At 67.9% G+C, this 21916-nt stretch carries 15 protein-coding genes; 4 read left to right on the top strand and 11 right to left on the bottom strand.

What is annotated here, in order from left to right; genetic code table 11:
• Positions 1-7: 7 nt before the first annotated feature.
• Positions 8-832, top strand: a complete 825-nt coding sequence (locus tag AC1VXD_RS12375) for a ferritin-like domain-containing protein (protein WP_482992290.1) — start codon at positions 8-10, stop codon at positions 830-832.
• 112 nt (positions 833-944) lie between these two features.
• Here AC1VXD_RS12375 and AC1VXD_RS12370 read toward each other — a convergent pair whose 3' ends face one another.
• A complete protein-coding gene (locus tag AC1VXD_RS12370; RefSeq protein WP_482992289.1) occupies positions 945-2417 on the bottom strand; it encodes a DUF2235 domain-containing protein in 1473 nt (490 codons plus the stop codon).
• Between the two features lie 220 nt (positions 2418-2637).
• Between AC1VXD_RS12370 and AC1VXD_RS12365 the strand changes: the two genes are divergently transcribed.
• Positions 2638-3888: a M12 family metallo-peptidase gene (locus AC1VXD_RS12365; RefSeq protein ID WP_482992288.1), complete on the top strand. Its 1251-nt coding sequence runs from the start codon at positions 2638-2640 to the stop codon at positions 3886-3888.
• 94 nt (positions 3889-3982) lie between these two features.
• Here the strand turns inward: AC1VXD_RS12365 and lpxH are convergent, their stop codons facing one another.
• The 10 genes from lpxH to AC1VXD_RS12315 all read right to left on the bottom strand — a co-directional run bounded on the left by lpxH (position 3983) and on the right by AC1VXD_RS12315 (position 20995).
• Positions 3983-4729, bottom strand: coding sequence for a UDP-2,3-diacylglucosamine diphosphatase (gene lpxH / locus AC1VXD_RS12360; protein ID WP_482992287.1), 747 nt, complete (start codon positions 4727-4729; stop codon positions 3983-3985).
• Between the two features lie 53 nt (positions 4730-4782).
• Positions 4783-5322 (bottom strand): phosphatase PAP2 family protein, encoded by a 540-nt coding sequence (locus AC1VXD_RS12355; protein WP_482992286.1) that lies wholly within the window; start codon positions 5320-5322, stop codon positions 4783-4785.
• Positions 5303-6448 (bottom strand): glycosyltransferase family 4 protein, encoded by a 1146-nt coding sequence (locus tag AC1VXD_RS12350; protein WP_482992285.1) that lies wholly within the window; start codon positions 6446-6448, stop codon positions 5303-5305. Before AC1VXD_RS12350 ends, AC1VXD_RS12355 begins: the two co-directional genes overlap by 20 nt.
• 124 nt (positions 6449-6572) lie before the next feature.
• Complete coding sequence (locus tag AC1VXD_RS12345; RefSeq protein WP_482992284.1) at positions 6573-9524, bottom strand: TonB-dependent receptor; 2952 nt, start codon at positions 9522-9524, stop codon at positions 6573-6575.
• 322 nt (positions 9525-9846) lie between these two features.
• On the bottom strand, positions 9847-12753 hold the full coding sequence (locus AC1VXD_RS12340; RefSeq protein ID WP_482992283.1) for a TonB-dependent receptor domain-containing protein: 2907 nt from the start codon (positions 12751-12753) through the stop codon (positions 9847-9849).
• 369 nt (positions 12754-13122) lie between these two features.
• Positions 13123-14649, bottom strand: coding sequence for an exopolyphosphatase (gene ppx / locus AC1VXD_RS12335; RefSeq protein ID WP_482992282.1), 1527 nt, complete (start codon positions 14647-14649; stop codon positions 13123-13125).
• A gap of 365 nt (positions 14650-15014) precedes the next feature.
• Positions 15015-17102 (bottom strand): polyphosphate kinase 1, encoded by a 2088-nt coding sequence (gene ppk1 / locus AC1VXD_RS12330; RefSeq protein ID WP_482992281.1) that lies wholly within the window; start codon positions 17100-17102, stop codon positions 15015-15017.
• 4 nt (positions 17103-17106) lie between these two features.
• Positions 17107-18438, bottom strand: coding sequence for a phosphate regulon sensor histidine kinase PhoR (gene phoR, locus AC1VXD_RS12325; protein ID WP_482992280.1), 1332 nt, complete (start codon positions 18436-18438; stop codon positions 17107-17109).
• A gap of 104 nt (positions 18439-18542) precedes the next feature.
• Positions 18543-19232 carry a phosphate regulon transcriptional regulator PhoB gene (phoB, locus tag AC1VXD_RS12320; RefSeq protein ID WP_108767888.1) on the bottom strand — a complete coding sequence of 230 codons (690 nt, stop codon included), beginning with the start codon at positions 19230-19232 and terminating at the stop codon, positions 18543-18545.
• Positions 19233-19348: 116 nt separating this feature from the next.
• Complete coding sequence (locus AC1VXD_RS12315) at positions 19349-20995, bottom strand: M48 family metalloprotease (RefSeq protein WP_482992279.1); 1647 nt, start codon at positions 20993-20995, stop codon at positions 19349-19351.
• A 112-nt stretch (positions 20996-21107) separates the two neighbouring features.
• Between AC1VXD_RS12315 and grxC the strand changes: the two genes are divergently transcribed.
• Positions 21108-21428: a glutaredoxin 3 gene (gene grxC, locus AC1VXD_RS12310; RefSeq protein ID WP_305888387.1), complete on the top strand. Its 321-nt coding sequence runs from the start codon at positions 21108-21110 to the stop codon at positions 21426-21428.
• Entirely contained in the window at positions 21425-21817 is a 393-nt protein-coding gene (locus AC1VXD_RS12305) for a carboxymuconolactone decarboxylase family protein (protein ID WP_053519434.1), read from the top strand. The genes grxC and AC1VXD_RS12305 overlap by 4 nt, the downstream gene beginning before the upstream one ends.
• Positions 21818-21916 lie beyond the last annotated feature (99 nt).

Raw genomic sequence — 21916 nt, 5'->3', positions numbered from 1 at the left:
CCAGGCCGTGGTGGATGTCCCCGACGTCGGTGGTGACCTGCTGCGCGCTGCGCAGCAGTGCCTCGCCGAAGCCGACCCGCTGCGCAAGGTCGCGCTGACCCAGGCCTATGCGGCCGCGTTCCGTGCTGGCCGCCTGAAGGTGGCCGCCGACGCGCCGCCGCCCGACGCGATCCGCATGCCCGGCCGTCCCGCGCAGCTGGTGCTGGTACACCCGCGGCAGGTGCCGCGTCGCGGGTTGGGCGGGGTCGAAGGCCGCGCCGCTTTCATCCACGCCATCGCCCATATCGAACTGAACGCGATCGACCTGGCCTGGGATGCGGTGTATCGCTTCCGTGGCCTGCCGGCGGCGTTCCATGCCGACTGGGTCAGCTGCGCCGATGACGAGTCGCGGCACTTCCTGCTGCTGCGCGAGCGGCTGCAGGTGCATGGCCACGAATACGCCGATTTCCCCGCGCACAACGGCCTGTGGGAAATGTGTGAGAAGACCGCCCACGATGGCCTGGCGCGCATGGCACTGGTGCCGCGCGTGCTGGAAGCCCGCGGGCTGGATGTGACGCCGGGCATGATCGAGAAGCTGCGCAACGTCGGCGACGCTGAAACTGCCGACGTACTGGAAGTAATCCTGCGCGAGGAAGTGGCGCACGTCGCCGCCGGTTCGCGCTGGTACCGCTGGTACTGCGAGCGTGCCGGCGTTGAACCGCGCGCACGCTTCAAGGAACTGCTGCTGGAATACGCCGGCGGCTACCTGCACGGCCCGTTCAACCTTGAAGCCCGACTGCTGGCCGGGTTCGATGCCGAGGAACTGGCCAACCTGATCGAACAGGCCGGTTGATCCGCGCCGGGTGGCGGCATCCACGCATGGCGTGGATCTACCGACGGGGCGGCGCGTTGCGTGGATCGCGGCACGCTGCATGAAGTAGATCCACGCCATGCGTGGATGCGCCTTACGCGTTGGGCAGGACCACGCGCCTGCCATCCACCGTTGGTCGGTTGATGTAGAACAACCCCGGCCCGGGTCGATACGGCAACTCGCTCACCCCGGCATCGGCGGCATAGGTCAGCGCGGTGTCGCCGAGGGCATCGAAATTCCAGTGTGCCGACTGCATCAGGTAGCGGCGGCGCAGCAGTGCTTCCTGGGTCGGGGTCAGTGCCTGTCCCTCCAGCAGTCGCCGCGCGATCGGCTGCAGGGCTGGGGGCAGCGCCCATGCCGCCACGTCGGCGGCCTCGGCGGTCCACTGCACGCCGGCGTCGCGGGCCTGCCGCTGCATCACCTGCAGGGCGATCAGCTGGTAGCGCCAGTCGATGGGCCGGCGCAGCACTACCGCTGCGGTCACGTACAGCACCGGGGCCAGCAGCACGCTGCGGCTGCCGGCACGGCGCTGCTGCTGCCACTGGTGCCAGACATCCACCCAGACCTCCTTCTCATCCACGCCCAGCTGCTGCCGCCAGCGCTCGGCATCGGCCTGTGCTTCGGCGTACACCGTGGTCGCCTGCAGCTGCGCCAGTGAAGGCGTCTGGTAGTCGGGCACCGGCAGGCGGCGCAGCTGCTGCCGGCGCGGACGGCTCAGCAGCTTTGGACCTTCCTCGGTCTGGTCGTAGCCACCGCCGATGTTGGCGTGCACGCCGGGCAGCACGATCTCGGCATGCGCCGCTGCCACCGTGGTCAGCGGGTAGTGCTGGCGGTGCTCATCGCGGGCCACCAGCTGCACCACGCGGCCGGCGATGCCCGCAGGCAGGGCCAGCTGCGGCTGCTCGTCGGCGCGGCCGCCGCTGACCGCCACCACCGTGTCGAACAGGCCGATGAAGCGCAGCGCCGGGCGCTGCACCGCGAAATCCGCCGCGCAGGCCAGGCCCGCCTGCAGCAGCAGCTGACGCCAGCGCGCGCCATCCCAGCCGCGCAGCTGGTTGGCGACATCGCGCGCCGCCGCTGCGCCACGCGAATAACCGAACAGATCCACCTGCACGTTGTGCAGCGGGGTGTGCTGCCTTGCAGCGAGTGCGGCCAGGGCGGCCGGCAGCAGCACCTGCAACGCACGCTGCACCTTGGCGCGAACGCCGCTGGCGCCCACGCCGAACGCCAGTCCGATCAGATCATCCTCGGCATCATCGCGGGTGCCGACGCCTTCGATGTAGATCGCCAGCGATGCGCCCGCCCCGGGGGTGCGCCGGCTGTCCGGGTACAGCTGGTACAGCCGGGTGATGTTGGTGGTGCCGTTGTCGTAGCTGCTGGTCAGCCGGCTCTGGTAGGTCGAGTCGTCGTCGGCACGCAGCAGGGCGGGGCGCGGCTGCGGGGCCTGCGGGCGCCCGCGCGCGAGGTTGTGCGCGTTGTTGCGGGTGCCGTCGAAGAACAGGCCGATGCGCAGGACCCCGGGATCGGCGTCGGTGTCTGCCTGGTGCTGGCCTGGTGCCATGTGCATTCCCCGTCGTGGCCACGTCACGGTGGCGCGAAAGCTGCGTGTTGGCGAAGTGTACTGCCGCTTTCTACCTGACTGAACGCTGCTGCGCTCCATCACAGATCCGGATTTCCACGGGGATCTTCTATTGAATTCACATGCGCCGGACAGGCCGAATGGCCGGACCCGGCAAACCGGGTCGCGATGCATCAAGGCTGTCCACCTCACTTCAGGAGCGACCAGAATGATGTCCAGATCGATGGGTAGAACCGCGGTTGGCGTGTTGTTGGGCCTTTCGGCGGCGGCGGCCAGTGCCGCGCCGTTGTTTGAACCGGTAACCATCCTCAGCCGCGCTTCGGCCGGCAGTGATCCCGCGCTGGCCCGGCTGCTGTCGACGCCGTCCACCGCCACCGTGCAGGAAGTACGCATCGATGCGGCCGCCACCGCGCAGGCGCAGCTGGAATTCGAGCTGCTGGGGCAGAAGGTGCAGGCAACCCGCAGCAGGGTCGAAGCGCTACCCGATGGCGGCAGCGTCTGGTATGGCCAGATCCGCACGCCGTCGGACCGCCTGCAGAAGGCTACCTCCAACGGCCAGGATGATCCGGGCAATTCGCTGATCGTGGTGCGCTCGGGCAACACCCTCACCGGCTCGATCCGCAAGGACGGCAAGCTGTACCGCCTGCGTCCGCTCGGCGACCGCCACATCCTGGTGGCGGTGGATGAAACCCGGATGCCGGCCGATCATCCGGCCGACTACAACCAGCTGCCGAAGATTCCGATGGGGGACAGTGAACGCCTCGGCACCGCCCAGGCCTCGTCGGGCACGCCAGCCACCCTCCGCGTGCTGGTGGTGGCCACGAATGCGGCGGTGGCGGCCTACGGCGGCAACATGCAGTCGCTGGTGCAGCTGGCAGTGGCCGAATCCAACCAGGGCTATGCCAACAGCAACGTCGGCATTACCATGCAGCTGGCCGGTTATGAAACCACCAGCTACACCGAGTCTGGCAACTTCACCACCGACCTCACCCGCTTCCGCAACACCAGCGACGGCTACATGGACAGCATCCATGCCAGCCGCAACTCCACGACCGCGGATGTCGGCGTGCTGCTGATCAACAACACCAGCTACTGCGGCCTGGCCTCGGGCATCGGTTCAACGGCGGCGACGGCGTTCGCGGCGGTGTACTGGGACTGCGCGACGGGCTATTACTCGTTCGCCCACGAGATCGGCCACCTGCAGAGTGCCCGGCATGACATTGCCAACGATCCGAGCACCTCGCCGTATGCGTTCGGCCACGGCTACCGCTACGAGCCGGCCAGCGGTACCGGCTGGCGCACGATCATGGCCTACGACTGCACGCGCGGCTGCCCGCGCCTGAACTACTGGTCCAACCCGAACATCAGCTACAACGGCATCCCGATGGGCATTGCCAGTTCGGCCGACAACCAGCGCGTACTGGTTACGACCAAGCAGACGGTGGCCGGCTTCCGCTGAGGCGGTTACCGGATGGCACCCGCCGACCAGGGGCGGCGTCTACCGGCCTGCGCGGTCTGGTAGATGCCAACCCTGGTTGGCACCCGCCAATCCATCAGTCGCGCTTGAGCGAATCCAGGCGCCAACCGTCGGCATCCACGCGCAGCACCGAACCCTGTTCGTACCAGTCGCCCAGCACGATGCGGGTGCAGCTGCGGCCGCCGGCCTGCAGGGTGTGGATGGCGGGGCGGTGGGTGTGGCCGTGGATCATCGTGTCCACGCCATGGCGCACGAAGGTGGCCTCGACTTCGCCCGGGGCCACGTCGGTGACGGTTTCGAACGTCGCGCGGTCGGCCTGCTTCATTTCCGACTGCTTCGCCTGGCTCGCGTCACGTGCCTTCTGCGCGAACGCGATGCGCGCGGCCAGCGGCTGCGACAGGAACTGGGCCTGGAACACCGGGTCGCGGGTCTGCGCGCGGAACTGCTGGTAGGGAATATCGTCGGTGCACAGCAGGTCGCCGTGCTGCAGCATCACCGGGCGGCCGTACAGCTCGATCACCGTCGGGTCCGGCAGGATGCGCAGGCCGGCACGGCGCGCGTACTCCTCGCCCAGCAGAAAATCGCGGTTGCCGCGCATGAAGAACACCGGCACGCCACTGTCGGACAGCACCTTCAGCGCATCGGCCACTGCATCGGCCGCCGCCGAAGGCGTGTCATCGCCGATCCAGGCTTCGAACAGGTCGCCGAGGATGTACAGCGCGTCCGCGCCGGGCGCGTCCTCGCGCAGGAAGCGCAGGAACAGGTCGGTGATGGCTGGACGGCTCGGGTCCAGGTGCAGATCGGAAATGAACAGCGTCGTCATGCGGGCATTCTAGGGCATCATCCGCCGGGCATGGCCCGGCGCTACCGGTGTCTTCATACCGGCAGCGGCAGCCAGGCCAGGCTGGCCGCGGCCAGCAGCGCGGCGATGCCGGTGGCGGCCAGCACGTCGCTCGGGTAATGCAGGCCCAGCACCACGCGCGACAGGCCGACGCCGAAGGTGAAGGGCACCAGCAACGGCGCCAGCCACGGGTAGTAGGCCAGCGCCACGATGGTGAACGACACCGCGTGCAGGGTGTGCCCGGAGGGGAAGCTGAACTCGTCCAGCGGTGCCACCCAGGCGCGGATGCGCAGGTCGGCAGCGTACGGCCGCGGGCGCCGGGTCCAGCGCTTCAGGCCCTTGTACAGCAGAAGGGCGGCCAGGCCGGTGGCGGCCATGTGCACCGACGCGCGCAGGCCGTCGAAGCCATCGACCAGTACCAGTGCGCCCATCAGCACGTACCAGAACACGCCATCACCCAGCCGGCTGATGACCGAGAACAGGCGGCGCACGCGGCGGCGCCGGCAGTAGTGGTTTGCCCGGCGGCACAGCCGCGTTTCGCGGCCGGCCAGTCCTTCAAGCGGCGTTGTGCGCATGTCCGGTCCTCCGTGCCTGGGCCAGTTCGGCCAGCAGCGTTTCGAATTCGGCCACCACCTGCTGCGGGTGCAGGCGCTTCATCGCGCGGGCGGCGTTGCTGCCCAGTTCGCGGCGCAGCGCATCGTCGCTGGCCAGGTGCACGGCCGCCTCGACGAACGCCTCGTCGGTATCCACGGCCGCGCCGTTTTCACCGTTGCGCAGGTACTCACGCGCAGCGCCGTAGTCAAAGGCCACCGTGGCCAGGCCGCAGGCCATGCTTTCCAGGGTCACGTTGCCGAACGTCTCGCTGCGGCTGGGGAAGAGGAACAGGTCGCCGCTGGCGAAGTGGCGGGCCAGGGCGTCGCCGCGCTGGATGCCGCAGAAGATGAAGTCCGGATTCTCGTGCGCCAGCTTCTCGCGCGCCGGGCCGTCGCCGACGAACACGAAGCGCGCTTTCGGCCGCACCTGCTGCAGGCGGCGGAAGGCCTTCACCGCCAGCCCGAGGTTCTTCTCGGCGGCGATGCGGCCGACGTAGATGGCGACCAGGCCGTTGCCATCGACGCCCCATTCCTCGCGCAGTGCCGGGTCGCGCCGGCTGGGTTCGAACTGCTGGCTGTCGACGGCGCGGGCCAGCAGGCGCACCCGCTCGAAGCCCTGATCGGTGAGGAACTGCTGCAGTTCGCGGGTCGGCACCAGGGTGGCATCGGCCTGGTTGTGGAAGCGGCGCATCCAGCGCATTGCCGCCGTCTGCAGCCAGGCCACGCCGTAGTCGGGCAGGTATTCGTCGAAGCGGGTGTGGAAGCCGGTCGCCACCGGGATGCCAAGGCGGCGGGCGGTGCGCAGTGCCGACCAGCCCAGCGGGCCTTCGGTGGCGATGTAGACCGCATCGGGGCGCTGCTGCTGCCAGTGCCGGCCGAGCCGGATCGGCGCGGGCAGGCCGAAGCGCAGGCCAGGGTAACGGGGCAGGGCGGCGCCCGGCACCAGCAGCGTGCCGGGCGGCGAGTCCAGTGCTTCACTGGCCTGTCGTGGACGGATCAGGTCGACCTCATGCCCGGACGCGCGCAGGCCCTGCTCCAGGCCCTGCACGGTGAGCGCGACGCCGTTGACTTCCGGCGGATAGGTCTCGGTGACAATGGCATGGCGCATGGCAGGCCTCCGGTTTTCCGGCATGCTCAGCCCTGCCCATGTAGTGGTTGTGACCACAGTGCGACCGTCGGATGACGGCCGCGCCGGCCGGCAAAAGCACGGCCCCGAAGGGCCGTGCGGTGGATCAGAAGCGCTGCTGGTACTTCATGTAGATGAAGCGGCCGATGTCGTAGCCGCCGTAATAGGAGAAGTTGGCGCTCGGCTGGGTGTACATGATCGGGCCGTATTTCTCGAACACGTTGTTGGCACCAACCGAGACGGTGGCGTCCCACGGCAGCGAGTAGCGGACCTGCAGGTCGTGGAAGGTGGTCGAGCCGCGGCGGTTGTAATTGCGCACGCCGCTGTACCACGGGGCCTGCTGGCCCGGGTGCGAGCATTCGTCGGCATGCAGGCGCGGGCTGAAGCACTGTTCCTTCACCGCCGAGTAGTAGCGCAGGCCCCAGTTGATGCCGACGTTGCCGCGCTCCCAGTCCAGCGACAGGTTGGAGCGGGTGCGGAAGCCGATGCCGCCTGCGCCGGCCAGGCCGTTGCCGGGTGTAGGCACCACATCGGCATCATTGGTGCTGCGCGTCAGCGCCGACACCACGTAGGTGCTCTTCCAGTCGGTGCGCAGGGTGCCCCAGTCGGTGTCCCAGCGATGGCTCAGTTCCAGGTCATAGCCTTCGGTTTCGCGGAAGCCGCTGTTGCGCACGCCATAGTTGAGCTGGTTGACGATACCCAGCACTGGATCGCGGGTGAAGTTGGCGCAGCGCTCGGCAATGCCGAGCTCGTAGCAGTCGCGCAGCATGTCGTTGGGGTGGTCGGCCACGATGGTGTTGTCGATGCGGATCTTCCACCAGTCCAGCGCGACGTTCAGGCCGGGCGCGAAGCCCGGGCTCCAGACCACGCCCAGGGTGCGGCTGGTCGAGGTTTCCGGCTGCAGGTCGGGATTGGCGCCGTTGGTGAATGGCAGCGGGGTCTGCGCACTGCTGCTTTCAATGGGCACGTTGCCCTGGCCCAGCTGGCGGTAGGTATCTGCATTGGCGATATCGGCCGCGCAGCGGGCGCGCACTTCCGGACTGGTGGCCGATGCCCCGTAGACCGTGTCGCAGGGGTCGCGGAAGCCGGTGGTGAAGGTCTGCGAGCCACCGCCGTACAGATTGGCGATGGTCGGGGCGCGGAAGCCCTGTGCCCACGTACCGCGCAGCAGCACCTGCTCGATCGGCTTCCAGGTGAAGCCGAACTTGCTGTTGAGGGTATCGCCGAAGGTGCTGTAGTCGGAGTAGCGGGTGGCGGCATTGACGGTGAGCTCGTGCGCCGCGGGCAGGTCGCGCAGCAACGGAACGCTCAGCTCCAGGTAGGCTTCATCCACCCGGTAGCCACCGCCGGTCGGTCCCGCGGCGAGATTGGTGGTGGCGCCAGTCTGTGCCAGCGGGTCGGGAATGAAGCGGCCGTCCTCGCGGCGGCTCTCCACGCCCACGGCCATGCCGAGGTCGCCGCCCGGCAGGGTCAATACGGTGCCGCTCACGGTGGCGAACAGATTGCGGCTGGTGGTGCGGCCGCGGCTGATTTCCTCCGGGAACAGCCAGTCCATCAGGGCCTGGTTGCCGGTCAGGCCGTTGGGATCGTTCTGGCCGTAGGGCACCAGGGGATTCCACGGCATGCAGCCCGCCACCGGGGCGCCGGGCGTACCGCATTCGACCTTGCCGGTTTCGGGGTTGAAGAACGAGGGACCGGTTGCATCCTCGACGCGCTGCTTGTGCAGGTTTCCGGTCGCGCGCTGGGTCAGTTCGCTGCGGTTGTACTGGTACCCCACTTCCCAGTCGAAGCCATGCGAACCCACTTCGAAGCTGCCTTCGAACGCGGCCACGCCCTGCCAGGTGGTGAGGTCGCTGACGCTCACGCGCGGGATCTCCCAGATGCGCCGGTTCCAGTCCACATCGCTGGGCGTCTGGTAGCCGTGGTGGCTGCCGAACGGGTTGAACCAGCTGTCCTTCGACATCGGCTTGATGCCGGCGCCGCCGGACTGGAACGGATAGCCGGCGATCTGCCGGGTGGTCTCGCGGCGGTTGTAGGCCAGCTGGGTGTTGAAGTGCAGTGAATCGATCAGCGCCACGCGGCCATCGACGAAGATCGAATCGCGCTTGATCGGCGTCTGCACATGCATCTGCTCGTTGCTGTTGCTGACATCGCCGGTAAAGGGGGTATCGTCGCTCAGGTGGAAACTGTCGGGGCCGCCGGGCGTGGCGCCACGATCCAGCGAGTAGCTGCAGCCGCGGCTGCTGGCGCAGCCCGGGCCATTGAAGCCGGTGATGCGGCCCCACTGGCCGACCGAGGTCCAGCCATCGGCGGAATGGCGGTCGGTGTTGGTGTGGGCACTGAACCAGCGATCGCGGGCCCACACGCCTTTCTCCTCGACGTGCTCGGCGGCGAAGCTGACCGAGGCGCGGTCGTTGGACCAGCCACCCACCACGTCGAACTGCGTGCGGGCACCATCGCCCTGGCTGTACTGGCCCTGGTAGACGCTGGCGCTGACACCTTCCACGTTGCGGCGGGTGATGATGTTGACCACGCCGGCCATCGCATCGGAACCATAGATGGCCGATGCGCCGTCCTTGAGCACTTCCATGCGTTCAACGGCGGCGGCAGGCAGGGTGGAGATGTCCTGCAGGCCGCCGGTGGTCATGCCCATGCGCTTGCCGTTGACCAGCACCAGGGTGCGTTGCGCGCCCAGCCCGCGCATGTCCACGAAGCTGCCGCCGGAAGCCTCGCCTGCTGACAACGGACTGGCGCGGCTGGCGGCGGGGCTGCCCATCGCGGTCAGGTTCTGCAGGATGTCGGCCACCGAGTTGAAGCCCTGGCGCTCGATGTCGGCGCGGCTGATGGTCAGCACCGGCTGCGCGGTTTCCAGGTCGACCTGGCGGATGCGCGAACCGGTGATCTCGATGCGGTCCAGCGTGGTCGGGGCGGCGGAATTCGTGGCCAGTCCGGCCGTGGCGGCGGAATCCTGGGCCAGTGCGGGCAGGGCGGCGGCGGTGCCGGCCGTGGCCAGCGCACAGCGGATCGCCCAACCCAACGGGGAGGTGCTCGGCATCATGCGGTCTCTCTCTCTGTGTGTGGAAGCGGACACCCGAATCGCGGGCCTGTCCGGCCGCCACGACCTGCGTCGCGACGGCATCCCACTAACGCGCAGCGTTCAAATTCCGTAAAGGCGGAAAGCGACCACTGACCGCACCGAGGCTGTCGTATTCCGCGTTACCCCCGCATGCTCAACAGCTTGCGCGCGCTGCAGCGCAAAATGACAGGCCCGGGAAGAACATCCTGCAGCCTCGCCAGCGCAACGCAGAGCAGTTCATTGGCGACAAAAAAAACCACGGCCCCGAAGGGCCGTGGTCGTGGTGGTGCGGCGGCGCGATGGATCAGAAGCGCTGCTGGTACTTCATGTAGACGAAGCGGCCGATATCGTAGCCACCGTAGTACGAGAACACCGAGTTCGGCTTGGTGTACATCACCGGGCCGTACTTCTCGAACACGTTGTTGGCGCCGACCGACACGGTGGCATCCCACGGCAGGCTGTAACGGAACTGCACGTCGTGGAAGGTGACCGAACCACGCTCGTTGTAGTTGCGGGTACCGGCGTACCACGGTGCGCGCACGCCCGGATCGGAGCACTCGTCCGGATGCGCGCTGAGGCTCAGGCACTGCTCCTTGACGCCGGAGTAGTAACGCGCGGTCCAGGTGACGCCGAAGTTGCCCAGGTCCCAGCCCACGGTCAGGTTGGAGCGCACGCGGAAGCCGCTGCCGATGCCGTTGGTCGGGGTCGGCACCACGGTGGTGTCGTTGGTCGAACGGAAGATGTTCGAGCTGACGTAGGTGGTCGACCAGGCGCTGCTGAACTTGCCGTACGAATCGGTATCCCAGCGGTAGGTCACGTCCATGTCGTAACCTTCGGTTTCCAGGAAGCCGGCGTTGCGGTTGCCGTAGGTCAGCTTGTTGACGATGCCGTTGACCGGATCACGGGTGAACTGTGCGCAGCGCGAGGTCACGCCCTGCTCGTAGCAGTCGATCAGGATCTGGTTCGGGCTGTCGGCAACGATGGTGTTGTCGATGCGGATCTTCCACCAGTCCAGCGAGGCGTTGAAGTTCGGGATGAAGCTCGGGCTCCACACCAGGCCCAGCGTCTTGCTCTTGGAGGTTTCCGGCTGCAGCAGCGGGTTGGAGCCGCTGGTGAACGGCACCGGGGTCTGGTCGGTGCTGCTGGTGATCGGCACCAGGCCCTGCTTCAGCTGGCGGTAGTTGTTGGCATCGGCGATGTCGCGGGCGCAGCGGGCACGCACTTCGGCGCTGGTGCGCGAAGCGCCGTACACGGTGTCGCAGGGATCGGCGTAACCGGTGGTGAAGGTTTCCGAACCGCCACCGTACAGGTCATTGATGGTCGGTGCGCGGAAGCCTTCGGCCCAGGTACCACGGACCAGCAGCTGCTCGAACGGCTTCCACTTGAAGCCGAACTTGCTGTTGAGCGTGTTGCCGAAGGTGTCGTAGTCGGAGAAGCGGGTCGCTGCGTTCAGCGTCAGCTCCTTCGCACCCGGCAGGTCGGCCAGCAGCGGTGCGTTCAACTCCAGGTAGGCTTCGTTGACGCGGTAGCCGCCACCGGTCGGGCCCGAGGCCAGGTTGGTGGTGGCGCCGGTCTGGGCCAGGGCATCGGGAATGAACTCACCGGTTTCCTTGCGGTTTTCCAGGCCGAATGCAAAGCCCAGGTCGCCGGCCGGCAGGGTCACGATGCTGCCCGCGATGGAGGCGAAGAAGTTCTTGCCGACGGTCTTGCCGGAGGAATCCTCGGCCGGCATCAGGTAGTCGATCAGCGCCTGGTTGCCGGTCAGGCCGTACGGATCGACCACGCCTGCGGCGATCAGCGGATTCCAGACCATGCAGTTGGCGATCGGCGCCGCAGCGGTGCCGCACTCGACCTTGCCAGTGGCGGCGTTGTAGTACGACGGGCCGACGGCATCCTTGACGCGCTGCTTGTGCAGGTTGCCGGTGGCGTGCTGGCGCAGCTCGTTCTTGTTGTACTGGTAGCCCACTTCCCAGTCGAAGAAGCGCTCACCGATATCGAACGAACCACCGAAGGCGGCCACGGCACGGTAGGTCTTCAGCGAGCTGTCGCTGACGCGCGGCACTTCCCAGGTGCGGTGGTTCCAGGCCACGGCGGTGGGGGTGGCGTAACCGTGCTGGCTGCCGAACGGGTTGAAGTAGCTGTTGACCGACATCGCGCCGATGCCTGCGGTGGACGACTGCAGCGGATAGCCGGCGATCTGGCGGCTCGAGTCACGCTTGTTGTAGCCCAGCTGCGTGCTGAAGTGGATCGCGTCGGTGATGTTCAGGCGGCCATCGACGAACACCGAATCCCGCTTCAGCGGATAGTTCAGGTGCATCTGCTCGTTGGTGTTGCTGACATCGCCGTCCGGGGCATTCGGATTGGTGATGTGGTAATTGGCCGGGTTCAGCGGGTCGCTGCCGCGGTTGAGCGAGTAGCCGCAGCTGGCGGTGGCGCAGCCCGGGCCCTTCAGGCCGGTGATCTGGCCGTACTGGCTGACGGTGGTCCAGGCTTCGGTCGGATGGCGGTCGGTGTTGCCGAAGGCGCTGAACCCGCGGTCCTTGGCCCACACGGCCTTTTCTTCGGCATGTTCGGCCGAGATGGTGATCGAGCCGCGGTCGTTGGACCAGCCGGCGACCACGTCGATGCGGTCACGGCCGCCGTCGCCCTGGCTGTACTGGCCGTGGTAGACGTTGGCGGTCACGCCGGACACGTCATGGCGGGTAATGATGTTGACCACGCCGGCCATGGCGTCGGAGCCGTAGATGGCCGAGGCGCCGTCCTTCAGCACTTCGATGCGCTCGACCGCCGACACCGGCAGGGTCGAGATGTCCTGGTAGCCGGAGGTGCTGATGCCCAGGCGCTTGCCGTTGACCAGCACCAGGGTGCGCTGGGTACCCAGGTTGCGCATGTCGATGTAGGTACCACCGGCGTTCTCACCGGCAGTCAGCACGTTGGCGCGGCTGATGGTCGGGCTGCCCATCGCGGTGACGTTCTGCAGGATGTCGGACACCGAGGCGAAGCCCTGGCGTTCGATATCGGTGCGCGAGATCGCCAGCACCGGGTTCGCGCTCTCCACGTCGACCTGGCGGATGCGCGAGCCGGTGATTTCGATGCGGTCGAGGGTCGTGGGGGCGCCGTCCTGGGCGAATGCGGGCAGCGCAATGGTTGCGGTGCCGACGATCAGGGCCTGGCGGATCGCCTTGCCCAGCACGGTGGTGCGTGAAGTCATCGCGTCTCTCTCTCTCTCTGTGAAGCTGCGGGCGCAGGGCCAAAGGGGCCCCAGCAAATAGCGGTTCGGGTCGAAGCGACTGAGCCGGTGACTTCGATTTATTCTCGTTCGTTAACCGGATGTAAAGGGGGTGTTGCCAAATGTGTCAAAAGTTGTCGCGTGACTTTCATCTAAACTTAATAAAAGCAAGGCCTTAGGGTCACGGTGCTGTCGCCAGATTCGGCACAGTCCGGCAGCCTGAATGCCCATTCAGTTTCAAAAGTGCGCAAACGCGCACGCGAAAACGGCCCCGTCAGGGGCCGTCGTCATGAGGGATGGGGCGTGTCGGGATGGGCTGTCGCGGCGGCTGGCGATGCCAGGCCGCCGGGGTCAGGCCACGAAGGGGCGGAACTGGATGCCCAGCCCGGCCAGGCCCTCGGTCTCGCCGATCAGGTCGGCGCGCAGCAGCGGCCGCGGGTCGATGAAGGCCTGCGGCACGATCAGCGACAGGCGGGTGTCGTCAGCGGTCAGTTCCAGCTTCGGCAGCGGCGCGTCCTCGTGGGCGCGGTTGAGCAGCACGGCCAGCCGCAGCAGGGCGGTCAGGCGGCGCGCGGTCAGCAGCAGGCGCTCGGGCAGGGCCTCAAAGGCCGACTTGCCGACGCTGCGCCGGTGGCTGCGCACCAGGGCGGCCAGCATCTGCTGTTCCTGCCGCGAGAAGCCGGCGATGTCGGAGTTCTCCAGCACGTAGCTGCCGTGCACGTGGTAACCGCTGTGGGCGATCATCAGGCCCAGCTCGTGCAGGCGCGCGGCCCAGCCAAGCATGCGGGCGTCGTCGGCATCCAGCTTCCAGCGCTCCTGCACCTGCTCCAGCAGCGACAGGGCGGTGTCCTGCACGCGGTCGGCCTGCACGGTGTCGATGCCATAGCGCTGGGTCAGTGCCGCTACCGATTCGTCGCGCGGATCGTTCTCGCCGGCACGGCCGACGATGTCGTACAGGATGCCTTCGCGCATGGCGGCCTTGCTGACCAGCAGCTTCTCCAGGCCCAGCGTCTGGAAGGCGGCTTCCAGCACCAGGATGCCGCCGGCGATGATCGGCCTGCGGTCGGCGGACAGCCCGGGCAGCACGATGTCGTCGATCTTCTTGGCCTTGAGCAGTTCGTCGCGCAGCTGCGGCAACGCCTCGGCGGTGATCGCGCCCTTGCTCAGCTTCATCGTGGCGCAGATCTCGCTGATCGCCTTGTGCGTGCCCGACGAGCCCAGGGCTTCCTGCCAGCCCAGCGCGCGGTACTTGCTGGCGAACGGCTGGAACTCACGGCCGATCTCGGCCAGCGCGTCCTTCCAGCGCTTGCGGCTGAGCTTGCCGCCGGGGAAGAAGCGACGGGTGCTGGCGATGCAGCCGGCCTGCAGGCTTTCGCGCTCGAGGGTCTGCATGCCCTTGCCGATGATGAATTCGGTGGAACCGCCGCCGATGTCGATCACCAGGCGGCGCTGGTCGGCCTTGGGCGGCTGTGCATGGGCCACGCCAAGGTAGATCAGGCGCGCTTCTTCGCGGCCGCTGACCACTTCGATGGCATGGCCGAGCGCGGTTTCGGCCGGCACCAGGAACGATTGAGGCGAACGCAGCTGGCGCACGGTGTTGGTGGCCAGGGCGCGCACGCGGTGCGGGGGCACGTTGCGGATGCGCTGGCCGAAGCGGGCCAGGCATTCCAGCGCGCGCTGCCGTGCGGCGGTGGACAGGCCGCCCTTTCCATCCAGGCCATCGGCCATGCGCACGGTTTCGCGCAGGCGGTCGATGACGCGCAGCTGGCCGAGCGTGTAGCGCGCGATGACCATGTGGAAGCTGTTGGAGCCAAGGTCGATGGCGGCCAGCAGGTCGCCATCCTGCAATGCGGGCGGAGTCGTGGTGGTATGCGGCATGGGCGAATGTTAGCCGAAGGGGCGGTGCGCTCGTCACCGCGCGGCCTTCACATTTTGTTGGGGGAGTGCGGCAGGGCTGCGCCCTGCACCCGCAGAGGCCGAAGCAACGTCAACGTCAAGAGCTGGGTGCCTTCGGGACGGCCGGGTGGGTCAGGCTGCGGGGGACGCCGTAAATCCATCCCTGGAGGCTCGGTCGCGCCATCCATGGCGCTCACGCCCCCGCAACCGGACCCACCCTGCCTTCGACAGTTTCCCGCGAGCTGTTGGAACAGCACGGGGTCGGATCCCGTTGCTGCGCAACGGGCTCTGACCCCGGTGTTTCTGCGTGGCCGCGTTGTGCCGACCAACGGTCGGCACCTACCGGATCAGAGACCCTGCATCAACGCCATCTGCGCCGAATGCGGCGCTTCGTCGTGGGCCGGGGTGCGCTTGTGGTAGATGCCGTCGGCATCCAGTTCCCAGGCGTTGAGGTTGTCGTCCAGATAGTTCTGCAGCACTTCGCGGTACACGCGCTTGGCCAGGTCCGGGTCGAGGATCGGGAAGCAGGTCTCGACGCGGCGCAGCAGGTTGCGTTCCAGCCAGTCGGCGCTGGCGCAGTACAGCTCCGGTGCACCGTCGTTGCCGAACCAGTAGACGCGGCTGTGCTCCAGGAAGCGGCCGACGATCGAGCGCACGCGGATGTTGTCCGACACGCCCGGCACGCCCGGGCGCAGGGTGCAGGCGCCGCGGATGATCAGGTCGATCTGCACGCCGGCCTGCGAGGCCGCATACAGCGCGCGCACCACCTGCGGTTCGTTCAACGCGTTCATCTTGGCGATGATGCGCGCCGGACGACCGGCCGCAGCGATGCGGGTCTCGCGCTCGATGCGGGCGAGGATGCCGGTGTGCAGGGTGAAGGGCGACTGCAGCAGGCGCTTCAGTTTCATCTTCGAGGCCAGCCCGGACAGCTGCTGGAACAGCAGGTGCACGTCATTGCCGATGTCCGCATCGGCGGTGATCAGGCTGATGTCGGTGTAGGCGCGGGCGGTACCGCTGTGGTAGTTGCCGGTGCCCAGGTGCACGTAGCGGCGCAGCTTGCGGCCCTCGCGGCGCACGATCAGCAGCATCTTGGCGTGGGTCTTGAAGCCGACCACGCCGTACACCACCTGCACGCCGGCTTCCTGCAGGCGGTCGGCCAGGCCCAGGTTGGCTTCTTCGTCGAAGCGCGCGCGCAGCTCGACCACCACCGTCACGTCCTTGCCGTTGCGGGCGGCCTGGATCAGCGCATCGACGATCAGCGAATCCTTGCCGGTGCGGTACAGGGTCTGCTTGATCGCCAGCACGTTCGGGTCCACCGCGGCCTGCTTGATCAGGTCCAGCACGGCGGTGAAGGCATCGAACGGGTGGTGCAGCAGCAGGTCTTGGCGTCGGGCGATCTCGAAGATGCCGTCGCTGTCGCGCAGGGTGCGCGGGTTCATCGGCGGATACTTCAGGTCCGGCTGCGGCACCAGATCGTACAGCTGGATGATGCGGTTGAGGTTGACCGGGCCATCGATCCGGTAAACCGCGTTTTCGGTCAGGCCGAAGTTCTGCAGCAGGGTACGCACGATGTCCTTCGGCGTGTCCTCGGCGATCTCCAGGCGCACCGCCGGGCGGTAGCCGCGGTCGACCAGTTCATCGCGCAGGGCCAGCGCCAGGTTCTCCACTTCTTCCTCGTCCACCACCAGCTCGGAATTGCGGGTGACGCGGAACTGGTAGGCCCCCTGGACTTCCAGGCCGGGGAACAGCTCGTCGACGAAGGCCGACAGCACCGAAGACAGGAACACGAAGTTCTGCCCGCCGCCCAGGCTTTCCGGCAGCTGGATGATGCGCGGCAGCGAACGCGGTGCGCGCACGATGGCCAGGTGGCCTGCGCGGCCGAACGCATCGGTGCCCTTCAGCACGACGACGATGTTCAGCGACTTGTTGAGGATCTTCGGGAACGGATGCACCGGGTCCAGGCCCAGCGGCGACAGCACCGGCATGATCTCGTTGCGGAAGTACGCGCGCAGCCAGCGCTTCTGCCGGTGGTTCCAGGAATGGCGGCCGAGCACGCCGATGCCGGCCTCGGCCAGCGCCGGACGCAGCGTCTCGTTCCAGCAGCGGTACTGCTGGTCCACCAGTTCGGCGGCACGATCATGGATCGAGTTCAGGATGGCCTGCGGGCTCATGCCGTCCGGGGCCGGCGGCAGGCCGAATTCCTGCGCGTGGCGCACGGCCGCGGCGCGGATCTCGAAGAACTCGTCCAGGTTGGTGCAGGAGATGCACATGAAGCGCAGGCGCTCCAGCAGCGGCACCTGCGGGTCCATCGCCTGCGCCAGCACGCGGAAGTTGAAATCCAGCTGGGACAGTTCGCGGTTGATGTAGAGCGCCGGGTCACGCAGTGGATCGTTGTCCGGGCTCACGGGGAGGGGGAGGGATCCGAGGCTGCTCATGGCTTCATTCTTCGATGGAGGTCAGGGGGGCGGACTCGCGCGGGCGCACGTGGTCGGCATCGAAATGACAGGAGAACACCGAGCCCTTGCCCACTTCGCTTTCGATCTCCAGCCGTGCATGGTGCAGGCCGAGGATGTGCTTGACGATGGACAGGCCCAGGCCGGTGCCGCCGCTTTCGCGCGAACGGCTGCTGGACACCCGGTAGAAACGTTCGGTCAGGCGCGGCAGGTGGGTGGCGGGGATGCCGTAGCCGCTGTCACGCACGGCCAGCACGGCACCGTCGCCCTCGCGGCGGAACTCCACCGCGATGCGGCCATCGGCCGGGGTGTAGCGCACGGCGTTGGTGACCAGGTTGGAGAATGCGCTGTGCAGTTCCTTGGTCGAGCCCAGCAGGTCCACGCCGGCCAGGTCGTCGATGCTGATCTGGTGGCGGCCCTGGCTGTGCGCCTCGGCTTCGCGGCGCAGGGTGGCCAGCATCGGCTGCATGGCCACGGTCTCCGCTTCGCTGTGCTCCTGCGATTCCAGCCGCGACAGGGTCAGCAGGTCTTCCACCAGCTGGGCCATGCGCTGGCTCTGCTTGCGCATTTCTTCCAGCATCGGGCCGGTGCCGGGGAAGTCTTCCGGATCCATCATGTCCAGGTAGCCATGCACCACGGTCAGCGGCGTGCGCAGTTCGTGGGACACGTTGGCGACGAAATCGCGGCGCACCTGTTCCAGGCGCAGCAGCTTGGTGACGTCGCGGGCGATCAGCAGCCAATAGTCCGAGGAATAGGGGATCAGGCGCAGGTTCAGGCGGATCGCGGGGTCCACCGGCGAGGGCGCGTCGAGGATCGGTTCGGCATTGCGGCCGCCGGCCAGCCAGTGGGCCAGCGGCATCGGCTGCAGGCGCTCGACCAGGGCTTCGCCGAGGTCGCCGGGGTGATGCAGGCCGAGCAGGGCGGTGGCCGCTTCGTTGAACCACTGCACGCGCTGGCTGTTGCGGTCCAGCACCACCACCGCATCGGGCAGGGCGGCAGCGGCGGCGCGATAGCTGCGCAGCATGTCCAGCAGGCGGCGCTTGCGCACGCGCATTTCCACCTGGTTGCGGTACAGCAGGCGGTCGAGCTCGTTCCACACGCCGGTACCTTCCTCGGCGGTCTCCCAGCGCTGGCGCGCGGTCAACCGCCGCAGCACGCGGCGCAGGCGCCAGTAATGCCAGGTCAGCGTGGCCAGTGCGGCCAGCGCGATGCACAGCCACAGATGCCCGCTGAACCATCCGACCACGCCGGCCAGCACCAACACCGCGGCCACGGAGGCCAGCGTCTTCAACCAGGCGGAGCGGATGTGGCGGGGCATTGCGGTCTCGTCGTTGGAGGCGGCGGCTCACGCGGTGAACCGAGGGTTATAGCAGAGTTGCCGACACCGGCACCGGCGGGTGCGCGGTGCCGGCACGACGAGGCTCAGGTCGCGTTGGAGAAGCGGTAGCCGGCGCCGCGCACGGTCTGCACCATGTTCTCGGCGTTGAACGGTTCCAGCGTCTTGCGCAGGCGGCGGATGTGCACGTCGATGGTGCGTTCTTCCACGTACACGCTGCCGCCCCACACATGGTCCAGCAGCTGGGCGCGGGTGTAGACGCGCTCGGGGTGGGTCATGAAGAAGTGCAGCAGGCGGTATTCGGTCGGGCCGATCGGCACCGGCTGTTCGTTGGCGAATACGCGGTGGGCGGCGCCGTCGATGCGGATCGGGCCGACGGCCACGCTGCCGTCTTCGTCGTCGTCACGGGCGCGGCGCATGACCGCGCGGATGCGGGCCAGCAGTTCGCGCGCCGAGAACGGCTTGACCACGTAGTCGTCGACCCCGGCTTCGAGGCCGCCGACGCGATCGTTCTCTTCGCCGCGCGCAGTCAGCATGATGATCGGCACTTCGCGGGTCAGGGTTTCCTTGCGCCAGCGACGGGCCAGGTCCAGGCCACTGGTGCCGGGCAGCATCCAGTCCAGCAGGATCAGGTCGGGGACGCGGTCGGCGATCGCGGTCTGGGCCTCGCGGGCATCGCCGGCGTGGACTGGTTCGTAATCGCCCTTGCGCAGGGCGAAGGCGACCATTTCGCGGATCGCGGGCTCGTCATCGACGATCAGGATGCGTTTCTGCACGAGGACACCGTAGGGCTCGGTTACTGGAGTGGTGCCAGTAGACTACGGTTTGATGACATGTTTGTGACTACCTGGCCGGGATCGGCGCGGATTGCCATCCCCCGGTCATGCGGCGCTCAGCGCCGGTCCAGCTCCGGGTCCTGCACGCCCTGGCGGCGCAGCTCCAGCACGGTGGGGGTGATGGTCTCGATGCGCGCATCCACCCGCGCGCGGCCCACATAGTCCAGCTCAGGATTGCGCTTGAGCGCCTGCAGCTGCATCAGCGCCTGTTCCGGGCGGCCGCCGAGAAAGGCCGCCTCGGCATAGGCCTCGCTGGCCCGCACGCTGTCCCCAGCGAGCTCGCTGGCGCGGGCGTAGCGCTGCTGGAAAACCGGATCGTTACCGCTTTGCGACAGCAACGGCCGCAGCATCGCCTGGGCGCGCTGGCCGGCTTCGCGGCCGCCCTGTTCGTTCAGGATCTCGGCGTAGGTCAACGCCACCGGGCGGCTGTTGGTGTGTTCGCGCAGCAGCTGTTCGAAGCGCGCGTTGGCCTGGGCCGGCTGGCCAGCACGGGACTCCGCCTCGCCCAGGGCCAGGGCCACGAACAAGCTGTCCGGATGGGTCTGCAGCAGGTTGGCCAAGGCCTGCCGGGCCTGGTTGGCGCCGCTGCGGCCGCCACGCATGGCGGCCAGGGCCTGGCCATAGCGCTGGGCGTCGGTCAGGCCGCCCTTCTGGCGCCGGGCCAGGTCGGCGTACTCGCGCTCCAGCTCCGGCGTGGTGTCGGCGCTGAGCACCCGCAGGCGCTCGCGCGCCCAGTCGAAGTCGCCACTCGCGCCGCGGCTGAGCTGGCCGATCGGCAGGCGCAGCACGCTGCTGGGCAGCAATGGGTTGGCGCCGCGCAGCAGCGGCTCGCCCAGGCTGGGGTCGGCCGGGTTGACCCGCTCCTTGCGCTCGCCGCTGGGGGTGCTGGTGGTCAGCAGCACCGTGTCCTTCTTCATCTGCTGGGCGCGGGCCTTGGCCTCGCTGATGCGGGTGGTGTTGACCGGGTGGGTCTGCAGGAAGTCCGGGGCCTGGTAACCGCCGTCGTTGCCGCGCATGGCCGCCGACATCCGCTCGAAAAAGCCGGCCATGGCGTCCACGTCGTAGCCGCTGCGCGACAGGGTGCGGATGCCCAGGCGGTCGGCCTCGGATTCGTTGGAACGGGTGTAGTTGATCTGCCGCTGCTGCAGCAGGCCCATGCCCGAACTGATCGCGGCCATGGTCGCGTTGCCGGAGGAGGAGCTGTTGCTGGCCTGGGCGGCCACCACTGCCGCCAGCATGCCCAGCAGGATCGGGATCTGGTCGCGCTGGGCCCGCTCGACGCCACGCAGCACGTGCTGCTGGGTGACGTGGGCGATTTCATGGGACAGCACCGCCGCCACCTCGTCCTCGCGCTCGGCCGTCAGCACCAGGCCGGCGTTCACCCCGATGTAGCCGCCAAGGGTGGCGAAGGCGTTGATCTGGCGGTCCTTCATCACGAAGAACGTGTAGGACTGGCGCGGCTGGTCGCTGTTGGAACCCAGCCGGGTGCCCATGGTCTGCAGCCAGTCATTGACCAGAGGGTCGTCGAGCAGGTAGCCGTAGTTGCGCAGTTCGCGCAGCATCATCGCGCCGTACTCGGCCTGCCGTGCCGGGGTCAGCAGTTCGCCGGCCGACGACCCGATGTCCGGCAGCTTCTCCTGGGCCTGGGCCAGCGGCATGGCCAGGGCCAGGGTGACGGCGGTAGTCAGCAGCAGGGCTCGCAAGCGGGAGATCCTCGGGCGGGGCGCGCCAAGCGTGGCAGGGCAGGGGGCAACCATTCGTTAATCCACAGTGTTGCGGTCATGGCGTGGAAATTCCAGCACACCGGTACCATATATGGACCGTCGATCCATCGTGGAGTTTCCCGTGACAGACCAGCCCGCTGGCGCCTCGCCCGCCATCACCATCTATTCCACCGCCGTCTGCCCGTACTGCGTGGCGGCCAAGAACTTCCTCAAGAGCAAGGGCCAGCAGTGGACCGAAGTCCGCATCGACCTGGACCCGGTCGAGCGCGAGAAGATGATGTCCCTGACCCGCCGCACCAGCGTGCCGCAGATCTTCGTCGGTGACGTCCATGTCGGCGGCTACGACGACATGATGGCCCTGCATCGTGAAGGCAAGCTCGAGCCGCTGCTGGCCGGGCAGGGCCAGGCATGAGCGCGGCCGACGACGGCAGCAAGGACCGCATCGCCGAATTCACCGCGTTCCGCAAGCGCATGAACGAGCGCATCCTGGGCGAGCCGAACCAGGTGGTGCGGCGCTTCTTCGCGCTGGACACGCAGACCTACCAGGCCGGCGCGCTGGATGTGAAGACCAAGGAACTGCTGGGCCTGGTGGCCTCGATGGTGCTGCGCTGCGACGACTGCATCAGCTACCACGTGGCCCAGTGCAAGGAAGCCGGGGTGACCCGTGAGGAGTTCTTCGAGACCTTCTCGGTCGGCCTGGTGGTCGGCGGCTCCATCGTGATCCCGCACCTGCGCCGCGCGGTCGACTTCCTTGACCAGCTCGAAGGCGGCGCCGCCGCCCCGGAAGCGCACGAGCACTGAGGCAGCGCCGGGGGCCAGGCCGCCGGGCCCCGACACCAAGGCCCGCCGGGGGTGGCCCGGGCGACCCCGCGCCCCCGCGGGGCCGGTCCACCAGGGACC

The organism is Stenotrophomonas sp. STEN054 (genome assembly GCF_056854535.1).
This window is presented reverse-complemented; position numbering and strand designations above follow the sequence as displayed.

Bases quoted from the DNA above. Each gene is read 5' to 3' on its own strand.
- AC1VXD_RS12340 (WP_482992283.1), bottom strand. From the start codon at position 12,753: ATGACTTCACGCACCACCGTGCTGGGCAAGGCGATCCGCCAGGCCCTG.
- lpxH (WP_482992287.1), bottom strand. From the start codon at position 4,729: ATGACGACGCTGTTCATTTCCGATCTGCACCTGGACCCGAGCCGTCCA.
- AC1VXD_RS12350 (WP_482992285.1), bottom strand. From the start codon at position 6,448: ATGCGCCATGCCATTGTCACCGAGACCTATCCGCCGGAAGTCAACGGC.
- AC1VXD_RS12370 (WP_482992289.1), bottom strand. From the start codon at position 2,417: ATGCACATGGCACCAGGCCAGCACCAGGCAGACACCGACGCCGATCCC.
- AC1VXD_RS12305 (WP_053519434.1), top strand. From the start codon at position 21,425: ATGAGCGCGGCCGACGACGGCAGCAAGGACCGCATCGCCGAATTCACC.
- AC1VXD_RS12355 (WP_482992286.1), bottom strand. From the start codon at position 5,322: ATGCGCACAACGCCGCTTGAAGGACTGGCCGGCCGCGAAACGCGGCTG.
- grxC (WP_305888387.1), top strand. From the start codon at position 21,108: ATGGACCGTCGATCCATCGTGGAGTTTCCCGTGACAGACCAGCCCGCT.
- AC1VXD_RS12365 (WP_482992288.1), top strand. From the start codon at position 2,638: ATGATGTCCAGATCGATGGGTAGAACCGCGGTTGGCGTGTTGTTGGGC.
- phoR (WP_482992280.1), bottom strand. From the start codon at position 18,438: ATGCCCCGCCACATCCGCTCCGCCTGGTTGAAGACGCTGGCCTCCGTG.
- ppk1 (WP_482992281.1), bottom strand. From the start codon at position 17,102: ATGAGCAGCCTCGGATCCCTCCCCCTCCCCGTGAGCCCGGACAACGAT.
- ppx (WP_482992282.1), bottom strand. From the start codon at position 14,649: ATGCCGCATACCACCACGACTCCGCCCGCATTGCAGGATGGCGACCTG.
- AC1VXD_RS12345 (WP_482992284.1), bottom strand. From the start codon at position 9,524: ATGATGCCGAGCACCTCCCCGTTGGGTTGGGCGATCCGCTGTGCGCTG.